Origin of the sequence: Fictibacillus norfolkensis (genome assembly GCF_014836645.1) — a bacterium.
Classification (GTDB): Bacteria; Bacillota; Bacilli; order Bacillales; family Fictibacillaceae; genus Fictibacillus; species Fictibacillus norfolkensis.
Genome location: NZ_JACSQM010000006.1, coordinates 137,735 through 157,605 on the forward strand (window position 1 = coordinate 137,735; position 19,871 = coordinate 157,605).

Below are 19,871 nucleotides of genomic sequence, written 5' to 3' on the forward strand. Positions count from 1 at the left end.
AAGATTCTGAAAGAGAAATTTATTAATTTATTTTCGAGGTATTTATTAATTACAAATGTTGAATCAAGCACATTCATGTTTAAAAAACCGATTCTATTGAATGAGATGAACTTTTGGATAATTGTACATTTTAAAAATGACTTTGTTTTAAAGGATTGTATTGGAAAATGCTGAAGAATCGTTAATAAATAATTACAACGACTGGTCTAATTCTAAAATAAAAAAAAAGAAAGACATTCATGATCATTGGTTGAAAAGGAATGTTGGAGAACCTTCATATATAAAAGAAATGTCTACAATTTATTCGTTTCCTTTTGGTCAAATTACCTCATACATCGATCAGAAGAGTGGAGAAGTGGGAATTGCAATTGAGTACATATAATGTGTACTAAATAGTAAGATAATCGGTTGAGAATGACTAGGTCCTGTATACATGAATAATAATGATATAAAAATAGAGGAGTGTCTCATGAAGGGAAGTTTGAAAGAGGGAAATATTATTATCGAAGGATTAATGGTAACTCCTAAAACAAAGATGATTGATTTTTATTACATATTTTCCTAGTGAAAAAATTAAAGTTATAAATGAAGCAGTTAGGTTCAAACAAGCTGTTTTACTGGACAGTAAATAGTTAAGTTGAGATTTAAAGAAGAAATATCGTCTGTTAACCTTGTTGTTTCAGATTTTACTTTAGACGATTGGGATTACGTGGCTAAAGCAAATCAACATGGTGAGTGGTTATGTAAACAAATTGGATATCCTCAAGGATTGTTAGACGAAAACTCTTTTAGTTGGGGAAAAATCATTCAATGGGAAGATTTCAGATCCCATCAATCACAAATTAATATACTATATAATAATCGAGTCTAAATATTTTTTGTACTTCTAAACCAATTACAACAGACTAGATTGATTCTTTTTTTCGATATGCAATTATCTATATCCTAGGTCTTAATAAAGTGTATTTACTAACAGGGAGCTTATTAATGATTATTGATGATTTGAATTGGAATTCTTCATTAGTCGGATGGACTTTCAAAGGTGAAAGTAAAACTTTTTGCATCTCCAATATTATGCATGCAAATGTAGAGGAAAACTATATTTATGTGGTATGTGGAGAGAAAAACTCAGAGGATGAAGTGTTCAATATATCATTTGAAGGAATTGTTCAATTTTATTATAACAAAAACACTGGTAAAACATTTTGGTTACATAATGGTTTGAAAGTAGATCTTGTCCTTAATTCTATAAACAATGCGAAAATTTATAAAGATGAAATCCTTGTTCTGTTTATTACAAGTAATACTATTGGTGTAACAAGGTTATTAGGGTATTCAACAGATGGAAAGCTAATTTTTGAAAAGGATGAACCGGTAGATCTGAAGTTTTTATATTTATCAGTAGCAAATAATCATCCGTCTATAGTATGTGAAGGTGATGCGAAACACACTGATAAATTTGGGAGAAGTACCCATCATTTTTTAGTAAATAAAAATAATGGATATTTAACCTGGGCTAATTTAGCATACTAGTAAAATCACGTTAAAAACCCTTATAAAATGAACACAAGAATACAAAACTTTTGTTTCGTCTTTAATAGTAATTGCGCTTGTTTCTATCTAAGTGATTCTTTTTAGCTCGAAAAAGAGATAAAGTTAAAAAGAACTAATATACATATACAAAAAGAAGGATCCAGCCGGATCCTTCTTTTATTGTCTATAATTTAAACGAACTCTTCAGAGAAACGATTTCATTAAATACAATTTTATCTTTTGTTGTATGTTTCGGATCAACATTGAAGTAGCCGTGACGGAAGAACTGGAACTTATCTTGAGGTTTCGCGTCCTTCATGTTTGCTTCAATATATCCTTGTTTTACGATAAGAGAATCTTTGTTCACGTAATCCAAGAATGTCTTGCCTTCGCTATCTTCTTCCTTTTCCATATCTGCATCTGAGATAAGTGGCTCATAAATACGGAACTCTGCAGGTACAGCTTGTGTCGCTTCTACCCAGTGAAGTGTTCCTTTTACTTTACGGCCTGTAAAACCTGAGCCGGATTTCGTCTCCACATCATACGTACAATGTAGTTCAACGACATTACCGTTTTCATCTTTTATGAAATCTTCGCATTTAATGAAGTAAGCGTGCTTTAAGCGAACTTCGTTTCCAGGGAAGAGACGGAAGTACTTTTTCGGAGGATCTTCCATAAAATCCTCACGCTCGATATAAATTTCACGCGAGAACGGAATCTGACGTGATCCCATTTCAGGGTTTTCTGGATTGATCTCAGCATCTAACATTTCAACCTGTCCTTCAGGATAGTTTGTGATTACCACTTTTAATGGATCAACAATACCCATCGTACGAGGTGCTTTTACTTTAAGATCTTCACGGATAAAGTGCTCAAGCATCGCTGTGTCGGTCACACCAGACCCTTTAGAAACACCAGCTGCTTTTACAAACTCAACGATTGACTCTGGTGTGTACCCTTTACGGCGTAGTCCGGAGATTGTAGGCATGCGTGGATCATCCCATCCATCCACATAGCCTTCGTCTACAAGCTGCTTAAGCTTACGTTTACTCATTACCGTATTCGTCAATCCTAGGCGGCCGAATTCGATCTGCTGTGGCTGGCTCTCCATCTCACATTCTTCTACAACCCAGTTGTAAAGAGGTCGTTGGTCTTCAAATTCTGTTGTACAAAGAGAATGTGTAACGCCTTCGATCGCATCCTCGATCGGATGAGCAAATGCATACATCGGATAGATGCACCACGTATCACCGGTATTGTGATGAGTAGCGTGAGAGACACGATAGATGACAGGGTCACGTAAGTTAATATTAGGTGAACTCATGTCGATCTTCGCACGAAGTACTTTTTGACCGTTCTCGAACTCGCCTTTACGCATGCGATCGAATAGATCTAAGTTCTCTTTTACAGAACGGTTGCGATAAGGACTTTCTTTACCTGGCTCTGTCAACGTTCCGCGATATTCACGAATCTCATCAGCAGTCAGGTCATCCACATACGCTTTTCCTTTTTTAATTAAAAGCACAGCGCGCGCATACATTTCTTCAAAGTAATCGGAAGCAAAGCGAAGGTTCTCCCATTCAAACCCAAGCCACTCAACGTCTTTCTTAATTGCATCAACGTATTCTTGGTCCTCTTTTAATGGGTTCGTATCATCAAAGCGCAGATTTGTTTCTCCGCCAAACTCGTCCGCAAGTCCAAAGTTGATTACGATTGATTTTGCATGTCCAATATGAAGATATCCATTTGGTTCTGGAGGAAAACGAGTAACGATTTTCTTATGATTTCCGGATTCCAGATCGTTTTGGATGATTGTTTTAATAAAATTAGAAGAACTATTCTCCATCCCGTATCAAGCCTTTCCTTATATGTAAATTAAGATATACTTTACATTATAACAAAAATAAATTTCAACTAAACGTATTCTTTTTGGGATATGGAGATTATTTAACAAAGAAATGGTGGGATCAACATGAATGTCATTGACTTGCATTGCGATGCATTATTAAAACTATGGGAAACGGACGGCAGGCTGCGGTATGCAGATGCGCCACAGCTTGCTACAAATAAGAAACGGCTGCAAAAGGGAAAAGTGAACGTACAGTTCTTTGCGATTTTTATTGAACCCTTTATTCCGAGCGATCAAAAATTCCAATCTGCTCTTCAACAAGTAGATTATTTTTATAAAGAGGTTCTTGGTAAAAATCCAGAAATGAAGCATTTGAAGAACTGGCACGACTTTCAAACATTGAAGGATGGAGAAATCGGAGCAGTGCTTACGCTTGAAGGAGTGGATGCGATCGGTGATGATCTTACGAAGTTAAGCATCCTGCATCAACTCGGTGTTCTTTTGATCGGCCTAACATGGAATCACGCGAATCTTGCAGCTGATGGTGCACAAGAACCGCGTGGAGCTGGTCTGACGGTATTTGGAAAAGAAATCGTGGCGTTCAATAATAAAAATAAAATTTTAACCGATGTGTCTCATTTATGTGATCGAGCTTTTTGGGATGTGATGGACATTGCTGATTATCCGCTTGCCAGTCATTCTAATTCACGCGTACTGTGTGACCATCCGCGTAACCTTACGGATGAGATGGCAAAAGAGATGTTTAGTAAAGGTGGAGTCGTGCATGTTGTGTATAACCCGCCATTTACGAAGAAAGAAGGGGCAGCAAGTATTGGTGACTTAATTAAGCACATCGACCATTTTTGTGGACTTGGCGGGGTAAAACAAATCGGCCTCGGCTCTGATTTTGACGGCATCTCGCAACTTATTACGGATTTAGAAGATGCATCTATGACTCAAAACTTAATCAATGAGCTATTAAAACATTATTCCGAAGAAGAGGTCCGAGGATTTGCTTCTCAGAACTTCATGAATTTTATTTCTAAGATATAGCTTGAAAGGAAAGGCTGTCATTCTCCCGGGATGTCAGCTTTTTTCTATGGAGAAGGATATTAGTGTTAGCAGCGAACGAGCGTAATTGCCGCGAACGATCATAAAATTCTATAAGCGAGCATAAATCTTCGGGAACGATCATAAAAGTCTGTGACCGAGCATAAATCTTCACGAACGAGCATAAAAGTCTGTGACCGAGCATAAATCTTCACGAACGATCATAAAACCACGTGAACGAGCATAACCGTCCCATGAACGATCATAAAACCACACGACCGAGCATAAGTCTTCTTGACCTAGCAAAACTTCCCCAAAAGCCCTCTTCATATGCTCTTCTTTTTTCCCATAAACTCTCATAGCTTATATAGAGTAACTAGGCGAAAGGAGTCTGTTATGCACTACAACCATCCAGGTTTCCAAAATACAGGTATGAGGCAGCAAGACGACCTGACAACGATGAATCGCCTAATTGTATCGGGTGAAGGCTCTGTTTCTGCTGTGCCGGATCGAGCTCTTCTTACAATAGGTGTCATTACAGAAAACCCAAATTTAAGTGTGGCTCAAAAAGAGAACGCTGATAAAACGGCTTCTGTTATTCGAACACTGATGTCACTAGGTATTTCTCAAAGTGATATTCAAACATCTAGTTTTCGAATTGAACCTCAATATAACTATGAAAATGGTCAGCAGCAATTTAGAGGATATCGTGTAGAGCACCAGTTGCAGGTAACGGTAAAAGATATTCGGCAAACAGGGCAGGCAATCGATCAAGCGGTAGCGAACGGAGCTAACTCAATATCGTCCATTCAATTCACCGTTGCAAACCCAGATGCCTTTTATAATCAAGCATTGTCATTAGCTATTCAAAATGCTCAGCAAAAAGCTATTTCGATGGCAAGGGTATTACAAGTTACACTTCGACCGGTACCGGTCAACGTTCAAGAAGTATCTCAATCCTTACCTCCTAGACCTGTTCCGTTTCAAGCTGTTATATATGCACAAAGTGTCGAAACACCAATACAGCCAGGCGAGAATAAGATTACAGCCTCTGTAAAAATTCAGTATACGTTTAGTTAGAAAGGACAGGTATAAATTGACAGTCTGATACGTTGCACATTATACTTAACCAAATGGTTAAATATAATGCAGAACACTTAAATGATGTATTTTCAGTTCTATCTGACCCGACTCGGCGTACGATCATCGAGCAGCTATCAAAAGGAGAAAGGAGTGTGCGAGAGTTAGCCCAGCCTTTTGATATGTCGCTCCCTGCGATCTCAAAGCATTTGAAAGTTCTAGAGAATGCAGGTCTTGTCACACACCGAAAAGAGGGGCGCTATCGCTATTACGCGATACAGCCGGACGCAATGGACGGAGCATGTGAATGGATCTCTACGCTTAAACAGCTATGGACAAAATTTGAAGGTATGTTTTGCTGCAAACAAAAGAAGCAGTGAAACGTATGCTTGGAGTGTGAACAATGGAAACGCAGCAAGAAATAATAAAGGTGCAGAAACTGGTGAAACGATATGGAGATTTTACTGCCGTGGATGGAAGTGAGTTCTCTGTACATAATGGCGAAGTATTTGGTCTGCTCGGCCCGAACGGAGCAGGGAAGACGACGACGCTTGAGATGTTAGTTGGTCTTCGTAAGCCTGATGAAGGAACGGCGATCGTCGGTGGATTTGATATCACAAAAGAGCTTGATAAAGTAAAAGAGGTAATTGGTGTACAGCTTCAATCTACAACTCTTTTTGAGCTATTGACCGTAGATGAGATCCTTCATCTTTACGGCAGTTTTTACCGGGAACATATCTCGATTCCTGAATTGATTGATGACATGCTATTAACAGAGAAAAAGAATAGCAGAATAAAAGGTTTGTCTGGTGGTCAAAAGCAGAGACTTGCGATCGCACTTGCACTCGTTCACGATCCGCAGATTATTTTCTTGGACGAACCTACGACTGGACTCGATCCACAAGCACGCCGTACGTTATGGGATATTATTTTACGCTTGAAGGAACGGGGCAAAACCGTTGTACTGACGACTCATTATATGGATGAGGCACACGTGTTATGCGACCGTATCGCCATTATGGATCAAGGAAAGCTAATTGCTCTAGATACGCCTAGTGAACTTGTGAGAAATCTTCAGTCGGACAGCGCGGTTGAATTTAAGTTTAACGATGAAGTAGATATTGTTTTATCAGAGATTGACGGAGTGAAGCAAGTGGGCAGTCAGAAAGATGTACATGTTCTCTATACGGATGATCTACAGAAGACTTTAACGAGTTTAATAGCTATCGCTTCTGAAAGAGAGCTGAAGCTTGTCGATCTACAAACGAGAACGGCAACACTTGAAGATGTGTTTATCCACATGACAGGAAGAAGGTTAAGAGAAGGATGAGATCATACTACCTACTAACACTTGCTCAGCTTCGGATCTTCCTCAGAAACAGACAAGTACTGTTTTGGACCCTCGCATTTCCTATCGTTCTGATGGTCATGTTAGGTTCATTCTTAGGAAACGGTAACGGGGTTTCCATTACGGCAGCTGTTGTTGATCAGGATAAGAGTGAACAGTCGAAGAACTTAGTAAAAGAAATGGAAAAAAACGAAGCGGTATCCCTTGAAAAAAGTTCAAACGAAAAAGATGTGTTAAGTCAGCTGAAACAAGGTGATTTAACGCTCGTAGTTACCATTCCAAAAGGCTATGGTGAAAATCTTGCTGCAGGAAACAAAGCCGATCCTTTTAAACTGCCTGTTTATTATAATGAAACAAACATGGCGATGTCCCAAGTTGGACTTCAGCTTGTCGATAATGCGGTGGACGCGATCAGTAAAAAATCAGTGAGCTATGAGCCTGTTGTTGTAACAGAATCAAAAGGGGTAGAAGCACTGAACCTTCGTTACATCGACTTCCTAGTACCCGGAATTGTGGCGATGATGATCATGAGCAATAATATGAACGGAGTAGCAGGCCAGATTTCATCCTGGCGTGAACGTGGAATCTTACGTCGTATGCAAGGAACAACACTTAAAGCCTCTACATTTATCGCAGCGCAGATCACCGCTCGTTTTATGTTAAACGGTTTGCAAGCGATGATCGTATTAGCTGTCGCTTGGGCAGCGTTCGGCATTGAAGTAAGAGGGTCATGGTTAACCGTAATCGCGTTCGTAACGCTTGGGACGTTAGCCTTTATGGCAATCGGCTTTATTATCGCAGGGATTGCCAAGACTCCTGAGAGTGCTGGACCGATTGCTGGTTTTCTATCGTTTCCGATGCTGTTCTTAGGTGGTGTGTTCTTTCCGATACGAGATATGCCGGAGTTTTTACAGCCGTTTGTACAAATTCTACCGATCGCTCACTTAAGCCATGCTCTTCGTGAGACGATGAACGTAGGTGCTTCGTTTTTAAATCTTGGCATGGAGGCCATGATTCTCGGCGGTTGGTTGATCGGAGCGTTTATCGTGGCAAGTTTTACGTTTAAGTGGGAATAGAATAAGCACAAAGAGGAGAATAAAATGAATACACAAAATTATAAGAATCATGCACGAATGCACCCCATCTATCATTATGTACTTTCATTGCTCGTGCTTGGAGGTCTTATCGCGAGCATTGTCTATCTGTTTAAAGCAGATGATAAGTTCCTAGGCGTGATACTCATTGTGATGGGACTCAGTCTGTTAGTGATGTTTGCTTTACTTCGCTTATATCCATTGAAGGCTCAAGATCGTGCGATTCGAGCAGAAGAGAACTTGCGCTATTACGTTTTAACAGGAAAGTTGTTGGATGGAAGACTCACAGCAGGGCAGATCGTAGCCCTTCGATTCGCATCAGACGAAGAACTTCCGCTCTTGGCTGAGAAAGCAGCAGCTGAAAACATGAAACCGAAGGAAATTAAACAAGCGATTACGAACTGGAAAGCAGATCATTATAGAATCTAAAAGCTAAAAGACGCAGGGATTTGAGTCCATGCGTCTTTTTATCTGCTTTACTTTAAAAAATTGAAGATTAACCTCCATATAAACTATTTGAGAATACAAATCAACGTTTTAAATTAAAGGTAATTTTATAGTATAAAAGGGAGAGGGATTAACTTACGAAAAAATATTTTGGGACTTTAATCATGGTTATAAGGATTCAAAATTCGATAAAAGACAAGATAGTTATTGAAATATCGTGTAAAAATATGGTAGTAATTGGTTTGGGTAGAAAATATTCCGTTGCTCTAACGTCACTCATATCAAGGGTTTTGGTAGTGATAAGTAAATAGTATCAAAAATTTACAAATTTATGGTTTCGTTATTTCCATAATAGGGCAAATATAGGTGTATTTATCCATTTCTAGTTAGAAGCAACCGATCTTAAAGATCGTTGTTTATAAATTTTAAAAAATAAGGGAGAGAAGAAAATGTCAGGAATTATTCGCGTTACACCAGCAGAGTTAGTAGATATGTCAGGTCGTTACTCCAATGAAAGCAGTCAAGTAGGAGAACAAATCTCTAGATTAAATGCAATGATCAGCCAATTAGAAGGTATGTGGGAAGGGGAAGCAAGTAAAGCTTTCAGCCAACAATATGAGGCATTAAAACCATCTTTCCTTCAAATGCAACAGTTGCTTGAAGATATCTCCGCTCAACTTAACAATACATCTAGAGCTCTAGAAGACGCTGATAACCAAATCGCAAGCCAAATTAGAGGGTAACCTTTTTAACTTTTGGTACTTTGTTTCATGGGGGCGCCTTCTTTATTAAAGGCGCTCTTCATTTTTTGAGGTGATGATTATGTACATTGAAGTTACCGTAGATTTAAAAAATTATACAGGGGAAGCTTTTGATCTTCGACTTTCAAACTTCCATACTGTTAAAAAAGTGATAGATATTGTTTGGCAAACAAAAGAAATTGACTCTCCGCCTAGAGACGGTTACTGGGTACGTGTGCCAAATAAAAATATTGTACTCTCCGGAAACCAAAAGCTGATAGAGAGTGGAATATTAACAGGTGATCGTTTTGAAATTCTTTGAGGGGGTCTAAGCAATGACCGAAAAAAATAAAACATATTTGGAACAAATCTTAGAATCCCAGATTAGTAGAGATGAGGATTCTATTACTTTTGCATTTCAAAAAGAAAAAATAAAACTAGATAACGTAATTGAAGTAGAACTTTTAAAAGAATTAGATACAGATATCCAACGGTCCATTATCGTTGATGAAAACGAGCTTAAGATAACTATCCTCCCCCACTCTAATTACCGGTATTTTCCCGAATTAACAAGTCAAAATGATAGAAGTAAATGGATGTTTGCGTTTCAATTAACAAAAAAAGTAAAAGAACACACGTTGAATCGTTTACATTTGGTAGTATGTCCTGAAAACATAGTATTTGATCAAAGTCTATCACCAGCTTTTCTACATTATGGAGTGAAAGAAAGTATTCCTCCTTACGAAGCAGAGCATGAAAGAGTTTGGAAAGAGCTTAAAGCTACGATTGCTTTCTTAGTAGACGGTAAACATTCCTTTCATGATTACTTAAAGCTTCATGAAACCATCGAATTATCAACCACTGCTAAAGAGGCATTAGAAGTAGATGATTTGAATGGACTGTTACTTTTCATACAAAAAAAATTAAATGATATAGATGAAAAAGATAAATTGATGCTAAATATTCCACAAAAGAAATGGAAGTTTACACAATATGCATCATTAGGATTATTGATATGTTTCATCCCAGCTATTGTATATACGATCTATTCCCTGTTCTTTTTACAGCCCAGACAAGAAGCATTTGTTAGCAGTAACGAACATTTTCTAGGTAAAGAATACAGTGAAGTCGTTGAGGTAATGTCTGATTATGATGTCGAGGACATGCCTAATGTAGTTCAATACCAGCTAGCGTCATCATACATAATCAATGAATCACTGACTGAAGAGCAAAAGGAAAATATCCAAAACACTGTTTCTTTACAATCGGAACCTCTCTATTTTCAATATTGGATACATATCGGAAGAGGGAATGCGAAGGAAGCGCTTGACATTGCACGTTCGTTAGAAGATAAGGACCTTATTATGTTCTCACTTATTAAATATCGTGAAGTATTAAAGTCTGATGATAAATTAAGCAGTGAGGAAAAACAGCAAAAAATTAAAGAAGTACAAGCTGAAATAGATGAGTATCTCGAAGAGCAAGAAGCAATGAAAGAAGAAGAAGCGAGACTTAAAGAAGAAGAAAGAAAAGCTGAAGAAGAAAAGCAAAAAGAACAAGAAGCAATGGAACAAAAGGCTAAGGAAGAAGCAGCAGCTGCTGAAAAGAAGCAAAAGCCTGCAACACCACCGAAACCGACCAATGCGAATTAAAGGGGGTGAAGTATGAGCACACTATGGGTGTTTTTTAATATGAACTATCAGCAGATCAACTTGGATAACGAGTCTCTAAAATCGTTAACGATCGGTCCGAACATTTCAGATACGGTTACGGTTAGAAAATTTCCATTTAGCAAGGGTCCTTTAACAATCAGTCGAAACAAGGAAAAGATAGAGGTTTACCAAGATGGTAAAGTCATCGGTCCTGTGACGGAAGAGAATTTATTTCAGGTATCGGATGGAGATCAAACATTACGAATCTACCTTACAACAGATATTGAATTAAAGAAATCTTATTATATTGGTTTTGAAAAAGAGTACACGTTTTCTGCAACAGGCTCTGAGGCTGATCTCACTTATCAACCTATAGAGAGCTTTGGTTCTGAAGAAGTTTCATTCGTTCTAATAAAAGCTAGAGAGAGATGGATGATTTCACCGAATAAAGGCGAGCTTTATCTGAACGGTCATAAAATTGCAGGTCCTACTAAATTTGAGGTAGGTGATCTTCTATTTTGGCCTTTCATGTCCATTAAATTATTGGATACAGACTTAATTCAGGTTATTAGTAGAAAAGATTTCACAACCAAACTCCCTGCAGCAAAGAAGCCTGTTTCAGAAATGAGCAAGAAATATCCAAATTATCGAAGAACACCACGAATGGTTTTTGATCTACCCAAAGATAAAGTAACGCTGTCATTTCCATCACAAGAGGGTGAAAACCCCAATAGAGGTCTTTGGTTAATTATCATGCCTCCTCTATTAATGATGCTTGTTATGGGTATTGTTGCAATCGTACAACCTAGAGGGATTTTTATTATCGTTTCAATGGTGATGTTTGCTACTACACTTGTTACTTCTTCGGTTCAGTATTTTAAAGAACGTGGAAACTTCAAGAAAAGAAAGATTAAACGCCAGAAGGTTTACAACTTGTATCTCGATAACAAGAGAAAAGAACTTGAAGAGTTAGCGGAAAAGCAGAGGAATGTCCTTCAGTATCATTATCCGTCGTTTGAGCAGATGAAATATTACACAGAAGAAATATCTGATCGAATTTGGGAAAGAACACTTGAAAGCCACGATCTTCTTCAAATAAGAATAGGACTAGGAAACGTTCCTTCTAGCTATACGCTTTCTTTAAACAGTGGAGATATGGCAAATAGGGAAATCGATGACCTGCTAGAGCAATCACAAAAGATGGAAAAAGTATACCAAGAAGTTAAAAACGTTCCAATCACCGTTAACTTATCAAATGGAGCAATGGGTCTTATAGGGAAAGAATCAGTAATGAAGAATGAACTTCATCAGCTCATCGGCCAATTGGCATTTTTCCATAGCTACCATGATGTACGGTTAATTTTTATCTTTAATGAAAAAGACTACAGCCAATGGGAATGGGTAAAATGGCTGCCTCATTTTCAGCTGCCTAACTCTCATGCTAAAGGTCTAATCTATAATGAACAGACGAGGGATCAACTATTATCCTCAGTTTATGAATTGATTCGGGAGCGAGATTTAGATACGCACAGCCAAAAAGATAAAATCAGGTTTTCTCCTCATCTAGTTTTTATCGTACTCGATCAACAGTTGCTTTCAGAACATGTATTGCTTGAATATTTAGAAGGAGAATACTCTCACTTAGGCATTTCGGTAGTGTTTGCAGCAGAAACAAAAGAAAGTTTAACTGACAATATTCATACTCTTGTTCGTTACATCAACGAGGCAGAGGGCGACATATTAATCGAGGATAAAAAAGCTGTACAAATACCTTTCAAACTCGATGCACATAAGCAAGACGGAAATGAAAGATATGCAAGAACCCTGAAGACATTGAATCATCTTGTTGGAATGACAAATTCCATTCCAAACAGTGTGTCATTTCTTGAGCTATTTGGAGCAAAAGAAGTTATAGATCTGCCGATTCAGCACAATTGGACAACCAGAGAATCTTCTAAGTCACTTGCAGTACCAATAGGGTTAAAGGGTAAAGAAGATCTAGTTGAACTCAATTTGCACGAAAAAGCTCATGGTCCACATGGTCTTTTAGCAGGGACGACAGGGTCTGGTAAGAGTGAATTCTTACAAACTTATATCTTATCTCTAGCTGTTAATTTTCATCCTCATGAAGTTGCCTTTTTGTTAATTGATTATAAAGGTGGCGGAATGGCCCAACCATTTAAGAATATGCCACATCTGTTAGGTACAATCACTAATATAGAAGGAAGCCGAAACTTTACTGCAAGGGCACTTGCTTCCATCAAAAGTGAGTTAAAAAGACGGCAAAGACTATTTGATAAATATGAAGTAAACCACATCAATGAATATACAAATCTGTATAAACGTGGTGAAACCAAAGAACCGATGCCGCATCTGTTTTTAATTTCTGATGAATTTGCAGAATTGAAAAGTGAAGAACCTGAATTCATTAAAGAATTAGTCAGTGCTGCGAGGATCGGAAGAAGTTTGGGTGTGCATCTTATACTTGCTACACAAAAACCAGGCGGGGTCATCGACGATCAGATTTGGAGTAATGCTCGATTTAAAATAGCTTTAAAGGTTCAGGATGCAGCAGATAGTAGAGAAATTTTAAAAAATGCTGATGCTTCTTCCATAACAGTGACGGGTAGAGGTTACCTTCAGGTCGGTAATAATGAAGTTTACGAATTATTCCAATCGGCTTGGAGTGGTGCGCCATACTTGGAGGAAAACGTGGTTAGTGAAGATGAAGTCGCACTTGTAACAGATTTAGGTCTGGTACCTTTATCCGGACTATCATCCGATTCTAAAAAGAAAAAGGATGCAGAAGCAGAAATAGATGTAATTGTTGATCGAATTGAAGAGCTGCAGAAGGAAATGGGAATTAAAAAGTTGAACAGTCCTTGGCTGCCTCCATTAAACAATCGTTTAATTCATAAAATAGAATTTGAGGAAAAAGACTCTGATATTTATTTAGGTTTAGTTGACGAGCCTGAGAAACAGTCACAAACTCCTTATGTATACAAATTAATGGATGATGGAAACATTGGGATCTTCGGTTCATCGGGTTATGGTAAGTCACATTCCGTTATGACAATTTTGTTATCCATGGCAACAAAGTTAAGTCCTGAGGAGTTACACTATTATCTGTTTGACTTTGGAAATGGTGCTCTTCTACCTTTAAAACAACTTCCTCATACGGCAGATTACTTCTTGATGGACGAAGAAAGAAAGATAGAAAAGTTCATGAGATTTTTAAAAGATGAAATAGCAGAACGTAAACAGCAATTTCAAAAAAGTGAAGTAAGCAGTATAAAAATGTATAACAAACTTCACGAGCAAAAGCTACCAATCCTATTTTTAACGATTGATAACTTTGATCTAGTCAAAGAAGAGATGCCTGACTTAGAAATGCAGATGACTCAGTTTGCACGGGATGGACAAACGTTAGGGATTTATATGATCTTTACAGCTACAAGAATCAATTCGGTTAGACAGTCTCTCATGAATAACTTAAAAACTAAGATCGTGCATTATTTAATGGATCATTCAGAATCGTATACTGTTCTAGGTAAGGTGCCATTTTCGTTAGAGCCTATCCCTGGAAGAGCAATTATTAAGCGAGAAGAAGCATATTTCTCTCAAGTTTATCTGCCAACTCGGGGCGATGACGATTATGAACTATTAGAATATATGAAACAAGATATTATGGGCATTGTTGAAAAGTACAAAGATAGTACGAGTCCAGAACCAATACCAATGCTGCCTTCTGAACTAACGATGGTGAACTTCACCCAATATACAAAAGGGAATCAAAGACCAGGTATATTACCAATTGGGCTTGACGAGGAATTTGTGCAGCCGGTCTATGTGAACTTTCTTAAGAACAAGCATTGCTTAATCGTTGGACAAACGCAAAAAGGAAAAACCAATGCGTTAAGAGTTATGCTAAATACCATTTTGCTTCAAGATACAGAAACGATAGGTATGTTTGATTCAGTGGATCGTGGACTTTCCAATTATGTTGGAGAGGAAAAAGTCGTGTATCTCGAAACGAAAGAACAAATCTCAGCATGGCTAGATCAAACAGAAGAAATACTTAAGCACAGAGAGAGGGAATATGTAGAAGCTTTATCAAAAGGCACAACATTGAATCAAACTTTTACCCCTTTATACTTTGTAGTTGATGGGTACTCAAGGTTCCTTCAATCTACAGATAGTCTGCTTCAAGATCGATTATCTAAGTACATGAAAAATTACAGTCATCTTGGATTTAATGTTATTGTCTCAGGAAACAACAACGAAATCACAAAAGGTTTTGACTTGTTCACGAATGAGATCAAGCAAATACGCCAAGCGCTCGTATTAATGAAAAAATCGGAACAAAGCCTGTTTACCTTACCTTATAACAGGAAAGAAGAAGATGTTCATGCAGGGTACGGTTATTACGTAGAAAATGGAAAAGAAACAAAAATTCAAATTCCTCTAAGTGTCATCGAAAGGAAGATATACACATGATGAACTCATGGAAATATAGGATAAAGATGCTTCTGGCTGTGGCTATTATTCTAGTATTCCCCCAACTGTTTATGAACTTTTTGGGGGAGAATCCTATGGAAGTAAAAGCTAACGGGACCCGTTCTATAGCAATTGTAAATGAAGATCTCGGTTCAGAAGAAGAGGAGAATCAATTACAGTTAGGCAGGGAAGTTCCAGCTATTCTAAAAGACGGATCAGACTATAAGTACACAGTTATCAGCAGAAGTGCAGCAGATAGCGGTCTTAAAAACAAGAAGTATGATGCTGTTGTTTATATCCCTTCAAACTTTACTTCTAATGTTATGACATATGATGAAAAACAGCCTACTAAAGCTGATTTTCAATACACAGTTCAATCGCAGTTAACGGCTGTAAATAAAGAAAAAATATTACGTGAACTGGATTATGCGGGTAATCGATTAAATAAACAAATGACATCGCTTTATTGGAACTATGTCTCTCAAGATATGAAAAAGGTTAGAACAGAGTTTGACCGTATATTGGAGAAAGAGATTGAGTTCCAAACAACGATGATTAGTTTTTATAAGCCTAGTTCCGGTGAACTTGCCGGAGAGCTAGAAAGGCAAAAAGATATGCTTGTTCAGCTTCAATCAAGTATGAAGCAAGCGGATGAGACATCACCACAACGAGCAAATAGCTTAAATCAATTTGAACAAACACTTTCATCATTTGTTCAATATGTCGAAAAATATAAAGATTATCAAGCTGATCAGCAGGCTTTATTGGGGGAAGCGCAACAACAAAATTTGGCTTTAATTGATGCTGGAAAAGAAAATTTTATCGCTAGACACAGCGAGTCCCAACGTATTTTTAATGATCAAGGTGAAAGGTTTATTACTAATATGTCTGGGATAAATAAATTGTTGGAAGGTAACAATCAATCTATTAATGATCTAAATAAAGAAAGAATAGAGCAAGTTGAAAGACAAATATCAGATATGGATGTAATTCATAGTGATATTATAGATGCTTATGTAAGTCAACAAAGGCAGACAGATCTAAGACAGTTAGAAGAAAAAATAAAAGTTGCACGAGCTCAACTAGGAAATGCTCAAGACGGAGATCCAGGTGATATTGGTAATCCAGTTGATCCAGAAGATCCAAATAAAGCAAGTTTTGATGAAGAGTTGAATGAATTACTCGCCATTAATCAACAAGTAACACAAGTGAAAGATCTGTTGGTTGCAATTCCAAATCCACAACCAGAGGTTATTACAGCTATAGAACAATTAACAGCGATTAGTGTGAAAATTTCAGATTTAAAAGTAAAAATTGAAACAAAAGCGAATGAAGATAGCTGGAAAATAGAATATTCAAAGCTAAAGGAACTTTATAATAATCTTTTTGTAAATTATCAAGAGATTATTAATGCCAATAAAAAACTAAGAGAAGGTAATTTAAAATTATTTATTCAAATCCAAGAGAAAGAAGGAGAGATATTAAAATTAAACAACGGCTTGTCCGGATTGTTTAATTCTCCACTTCCTATGGGTAATTTGGAAGGAACACTTTCCTATTTTGCACTTTTGTCGCAATATGAAGCGGTACTAATAGGAAATGATAACAGCAGTAAAGAAGCAGTACTTTCTAATGAGGACCTAAAGACACGAATAAAGCTGACTCTTAGTTTAGATGAAGAGGAAAGAAATAAATGGAATGAACTTCAAACTAATTTTCCAGTAACACAGCAAGAAATGAAGGGATTAGGAGATAACTTCACTAACTTTAAACAGGATTATCAGTTAAGCTTAGACGAACAACAACAGGAACTTATGAAGAACATAGGTTCAATAGAAGATAGTGCAAACAAAGCGTTAATGAAATTACAAGAAATAAAAATGAATGAGCCATCTCAAGCTAATGAAGGTTCACAATTAATATCAAATCAACAAAGCATTAATCAAGAAGTAATGATGATTAATGACTTAATGAATAATATAGGTGAAAGACAAACATCAGTCGTAAATTATACGGGTGATCTACAAACAAAAGTAAGTAGTGTTCAGAATGATGCAACGGTATTAAATGAAAAATGGACAACGAACGTAGAATCTACCAAGTTGGTAAGAGATGATGTATTTGATGTACTCGGCAATACTTACCTAGATGGGCAAAGTAATGGGTACGTATATGATTACTTAGCTAATCCATTAAAAGTTTCTGGTGATAATCCACAGGTAGATTCACAAGCTGTTAAAGCTGTACCGCCAGTGGCAATTCTTATCGTTATTTTAATCAGTAGTTTACTAATTGGCTATTTCAGTTATTATTTTAGCCCGCTTCCATTTTTAGTGAAAAATTCTGTTTTCGGGTTGTTGAACTTGATCGTAGGTCTAGTTATTAGTTTGTTTGGTCTTGAGATCTACTCATTATCAAATACAAATTCGATTCAGTTTTCTGTTTTCACTATACTATTACTTACAGCTGCATCAACCTTAGTACGCTCAGCGTTTAATGTTGGTCAATTCATCGGATGGATTGCTAGTGTAGGTCTAATCTTATTCTTTGTTAGCCCATTACTTGCTCTAGCAGCACCTAACTTCCAATATGATGATCCAATGTCTGCTATATATCTGTCCATACAATACGGTGCAGATAATGATTATTTAATAGGCTGTTTTTTCTTAGTTGGTTTGATTATCATATTGTCGTTAATTCCATATGCCGTTCAATTATGGAAAAAACCATCTAAGAAAACAAATACGGACCAGGCGCATGAAGCTTATTAAAAAGATTTTATCGGTCATGATACTATTTCTCATATGCATTGGACCAGAAACAGTATTTGCAGGTGCAAGCATTAGAGATTTAGCGCCAAATCTATATGAAGAAAATCAGATTAAAGAAAGCACTGAATATCTTCAAGAGGAATCTCTGTCCGGAAAGAAAAAACGGCTTCCGGAAGAGCAGAAGGATTTAACGTTTACGAAGACGGCAGATAACCAATTGGAAGATTTGCAAGATGGATTGTTTGATCAATCTGTTAAGGTGGATAATAGTACGGCATCTAAAGCTAAAACGATGGGACTATTCGCTTCTGGAAGAGAAGATAATCTATCAGCTGTCGATGATGGGGAAGAGCAGAATAAGGATACAACAGGATCTTCAATATCGGTGATCTATTCTGCCTTAATTATTCTAGGCGTTGCGGTATTATTAGCACTACTCATACCTGGTATGAGAAAAAAAACAAAACAACATTAAACAGTCATCCTTAACAAAAAAGCTAGCTCTTACGAGGTGAGTTTAACCCCTTCTAAGTGCTAGCTTTCTTTTTATGTTAAACTGTCTTCCGCTCAATCAATCGTACCTGAACCTCTTCATGTGCTGCTTCCTTACCGTTCAATGCTTGCTGAAAAAGTTTTTTGCCGACTTCAAAAAAAGGAATTTCAAGTGTTGTAATATGCATAACCCTTGAGATGGGTTGATTATCAAAGCTCATGATTGCGAGGTCGTCTGGAACGGCTAGGCCGTTTTCTCTGCAACCTGTTAGGATTCCAGCGGCTACTTGATCGCTCGTGACAAGTAGAGCGGTCGGACGATTTTTCATGTCCAATAGATGCTCTGCTACGTTAACACCATCTTCAACATCAAAACGATTTGTGAAGATGTAATTTGGTTCAAAACATAAGGCGTTACTTATTAAGAAGTCTTTATAAGCAGCATCTCTCTGGCTGCTGTTTGTACCTGTCTGCCTTCCGATCGTATAGCCGATTTGTTGATGTCCTTTTTGGTATAAATAATCAAGAGCCATGGTAAATGTTTTATAATGATCAATAAATGTAGAGGAAATCTTGTTGTTTCTTGAATCTTCACAAAGGATGATAGGTCCATACACACTGTAACTTTCAATAACGTCCCATGGACAGATCCTCGAACAGATGATCAGCGCATCGATCTGCTTGTCTTCAAGCATCCTCAAAGCTTCCATTTCTTTTGTTTCTTCATAGTTCGTTTGAATAAGAACAAGCTTATAATTATGATCTAATGCGGCATTCGCGATTCCTTCAATCAATAGACCAAAGTAAGGATGGTTAGAGAACGGAACAACTACACCGATTAAATGAGTTTTTCCTTTGCTCAAATGAACGGCGTTAATGTTACGGTGATAGTTAAATTTTTTTATAGCAGCTTTTACAGCAGATACTTTTTCCTCGCTAACATATGGATGATTATTGATTACACGTGAGACTGTCGTAACAGAAACACCGGCCATCTTTGCGATATCTCTTATATTGGTCATGCCTTCACCTTTTCTTTTAAAAAAGTTTTGCTTGCTCTGAAACGCGTTTCATACCATACCCTTTGCATATACACAAAAGGAGGTATGCCGTATGGTGATTTTAACTGGCATCGTTAGTCTTAGTTTCATGTGCTTCTCAGTCCTATACCTGTCTTCGTTTACAGTTTCACTTCAGGAAAAAAGCGGGCTGCCCCAAAAGAAAAGGGATAAAAAGGATCGGTTTAGTTATTTATTTGATGTGTATGGTGACTAACCAATTAAATTTATTGTAGTAACATCTGTAAACTTGTTCAACT

The 19,871-nt window shown here is 37.3% G+C and carries 16 protein-coding genes; 13 read left to right on the forward strand and 3 right to left on the reverse strand.

All coding sequences use genetic code 11. The features are described from left to right. Positions 1 to 987 precede the first annotated feature (987 nt). Complete coding sequence (locus H9648_RS14395; RefSeq protein WP_191754494.1) at positions 988 to 1,533, forward strand: hypothetical protein; 546 nt, start codon at positions 988 to 990, stop codon at positions 1,531 to 1,533. A gap of 184 nt (positions 1,534 to 1,717) precedes the next feature. Here H9648_RS14395 and H9648_RS14400 read toward each other — a convergent pair whose 3' ends face one another. Continuing rightward, entirely contained in the window at positions 1,718 to 3,379 is a 1,662-nt protein-coding gene (locus H9648_RS14400; RefSeq protein ID WP_191754495.1) for a glutamine--tRNA ligase/YqeY domain fusion protein, read from the reverse strand. Between the two features lie 126 nt (positions 3,380 to 3,505). Here H9648_RS14400 and H9648_RS14405 point away from each other — a divergent pair, with 126 nt between their 5' ends. Then, positions 3,506 to 4,435: a dipeptidase gene (locus H9648_RS14405; protein ID WP_191754496.1), complete on the forward strand. Its 930-nt coding sequence runs from the start codon at positions 3,506 to 3,508 to the stop codon at positions 4,433 to 4,435. Positions 4,436 to 4,603: 168 nt separating this feature from the next. Here H9648_RS14405 and H9648_RS14410 read toward each other — a convergent pair whose 3' ends face one another. Then, positions 4,604 to 4,762 (reverse strand): hypothetical protein, encoded by a 159-nt coding sequence (locus H9648_RS14410; RefSeq protein WP_191754497.1) that lies wholly within the window; start codon positions 4,760 to 4,762, stop codon positions 4,604 to 4,606. A gap of 66 nt (positions 4,763 to 4,828) precedes the next feature. On the opposite strand from H9648_RS14410, the gene H9648_RS14415 reads away from it, so the two are divergent. The 11 genes from H9648_RS14415 to essA all read left to right on the forward strand — a co-directional run bounded on the left by H9648_RS14415 (position 4,829) and on the right by essA (position 18,536). Continuing rightward, on the forward strand, positions 4,829 to 5,512 hold the full coding sequence (locus tag H9648_RS14415) for an SIMPL domain-containing protein (RefSeq protein WP_191754498.1): 684 nt from the start codon (positions 4,829 to 4,831) through the stop codon (positions 5,510 to 5,512). A gap of 53 nt (positions 5,513 to 5,565) precedes the next feature. Further along, positions 5,566 to 5,892, forward strand: a complete 327-nt coding sequence (locus tag H9648_RS14420; protein ID WP_191754611.1) for an ArsR/SmtB family transcription factor — start codon at positions 5,566 to 5,568, stop codon at positions 5,890 to 5,892. A gap of 23 nt (positions 5,893 to 5,915) precedes the next feature. Next, a complete protein-coding gene (locus H9648_RS14425; protein WP_191754499.1) occupies positions 5,916 to 6,842 on the forward strand; it encodes an ABC transporter ATP-binding protein in 927 nt (308 codons plus the stop codon). After that, a complete protein-coding gene (locus H9648_RS14430) occupies positions 6,839 to 7,936 on the forward strand; it encodes an ABC transporter permease (protein WP_191754500.1) in 1,098 nt (365 codons plus the stop codon). The genes H9648_RS14425 and H9648_RS14430 overlap by 4 nt, the downstream gene beginning before the upstream one ends. A 24-nt stretch (positions 7,937 to 7,960) precedes the next feature. Next, positions 7,961 to 8,383 carry a DUF6526 family protein gene (locus tag H9648_RS14435; RefSeq protein ID WP_191754501.1) on the forward strand — a complete coding sequence of 141 codons (423 nt, stop codon included), beginning with the start codon at positions 7,961 to 7,963 and terminating at the stop codon, positions 8,381 to 8,383. A gap of 467 nt (positions 8,384 to 8,850) precedes the next feature. Continuing rightward, positions 8,851 to 9,144: a WXG100 family type VII secretion target gene (locus H9648_RS14440; RefSeq protein WP_191754502.1), complete on the forward strand. Its 294-nt coding sequence runs from the start codon at positions 8,851 to 8,853 to the stop codon at positions 9,142 to 9,144. 79 nt (positions 9,145 to 9,223) lie between these two features. Further along, positions 9,224 to 9,463: an ESX secretion system protein YukD gene (gene yukD, locus H9648_RS14445; protein ID WP_144704142.1), complete on the forward strand. Its 240-nt coding sequence runs from the start codon at positions 9,224 to 9,226 to the stop codon at positions 9,461 to 9,463. A 13-nt stretch (positions 9,464 to 9,476) separates the two neighbouring features. Further along, positions 9,477 to 10,793 (forward strand): type VII secretion protein EssB, encoded by a 1,317-nt coding sequence (gene essB / locus H9648_RS14450; RefSeq protein WP_191754503.1) that lies wholly within the window; start codon positions 9,477 to 9,479, stop codon positions 10,791 to 10,793. Between the two features lie 12 nt (positions 10,794 to 10,805). Further along, positions 10,806 to 15,290: a type VII secretion protein EssC gene (gene essC / locus H9648_RS14455; RefSeq protein ID WP_191754504.1), complete on the forward strand. Its 4,485-nt coding sequence runs from the start codon at positions 10,806 to 10,808 to the stop codon at positions 15,288 to 15,290. Then, entirely contained in the window at positions 15,287 to 18,061 is a 2,775-nt protein-coding gene (gene esaA / locus H9648_RS14460; RefSeq protein WP_191754505.1) for a type VII secretion protein EsaA, read from the forward strand. The genes essC and esaA overlap by 4 nt, the downstream gene beginning before the upstream one ends. Continuing rightward, positions 18,048 to 18,536, forward strand: a complete 489-nt coding sequence (gene essA / locus H9648_RS14465; RefSeq protein ID WP_191754506.1) for a type VII secretion protein EssA — start codon at positions 18,048 to 18,050, stop codon at positions 18,534 to 18,536. The genes esaA and essA overlap by 14 nt, the downstream gene beginning before the upstream one ends. A gap of 76 nt (positions 18,537 to 18,612) precedes the next feature. Here essA and H9648_RS14470 read toward each other — a convergent pair whose 3' ends face one another. Then, positions 18,613 to 19,575 carry a LacI family DNA-binding transcriptional regulator gene (locus H9648_RS14470; RefSeq protein WP_191754507.1) on the reverse strand — a complete coding sequence of 321 codons (963 nt, stop codon included), beginning with the start codon at positions 19,573 to 19,575 and terminating at the stop codon, positions 18,613 to 18,615. Positions 19,576 to 19,871 lie beyond the last annotated feature (296 nt).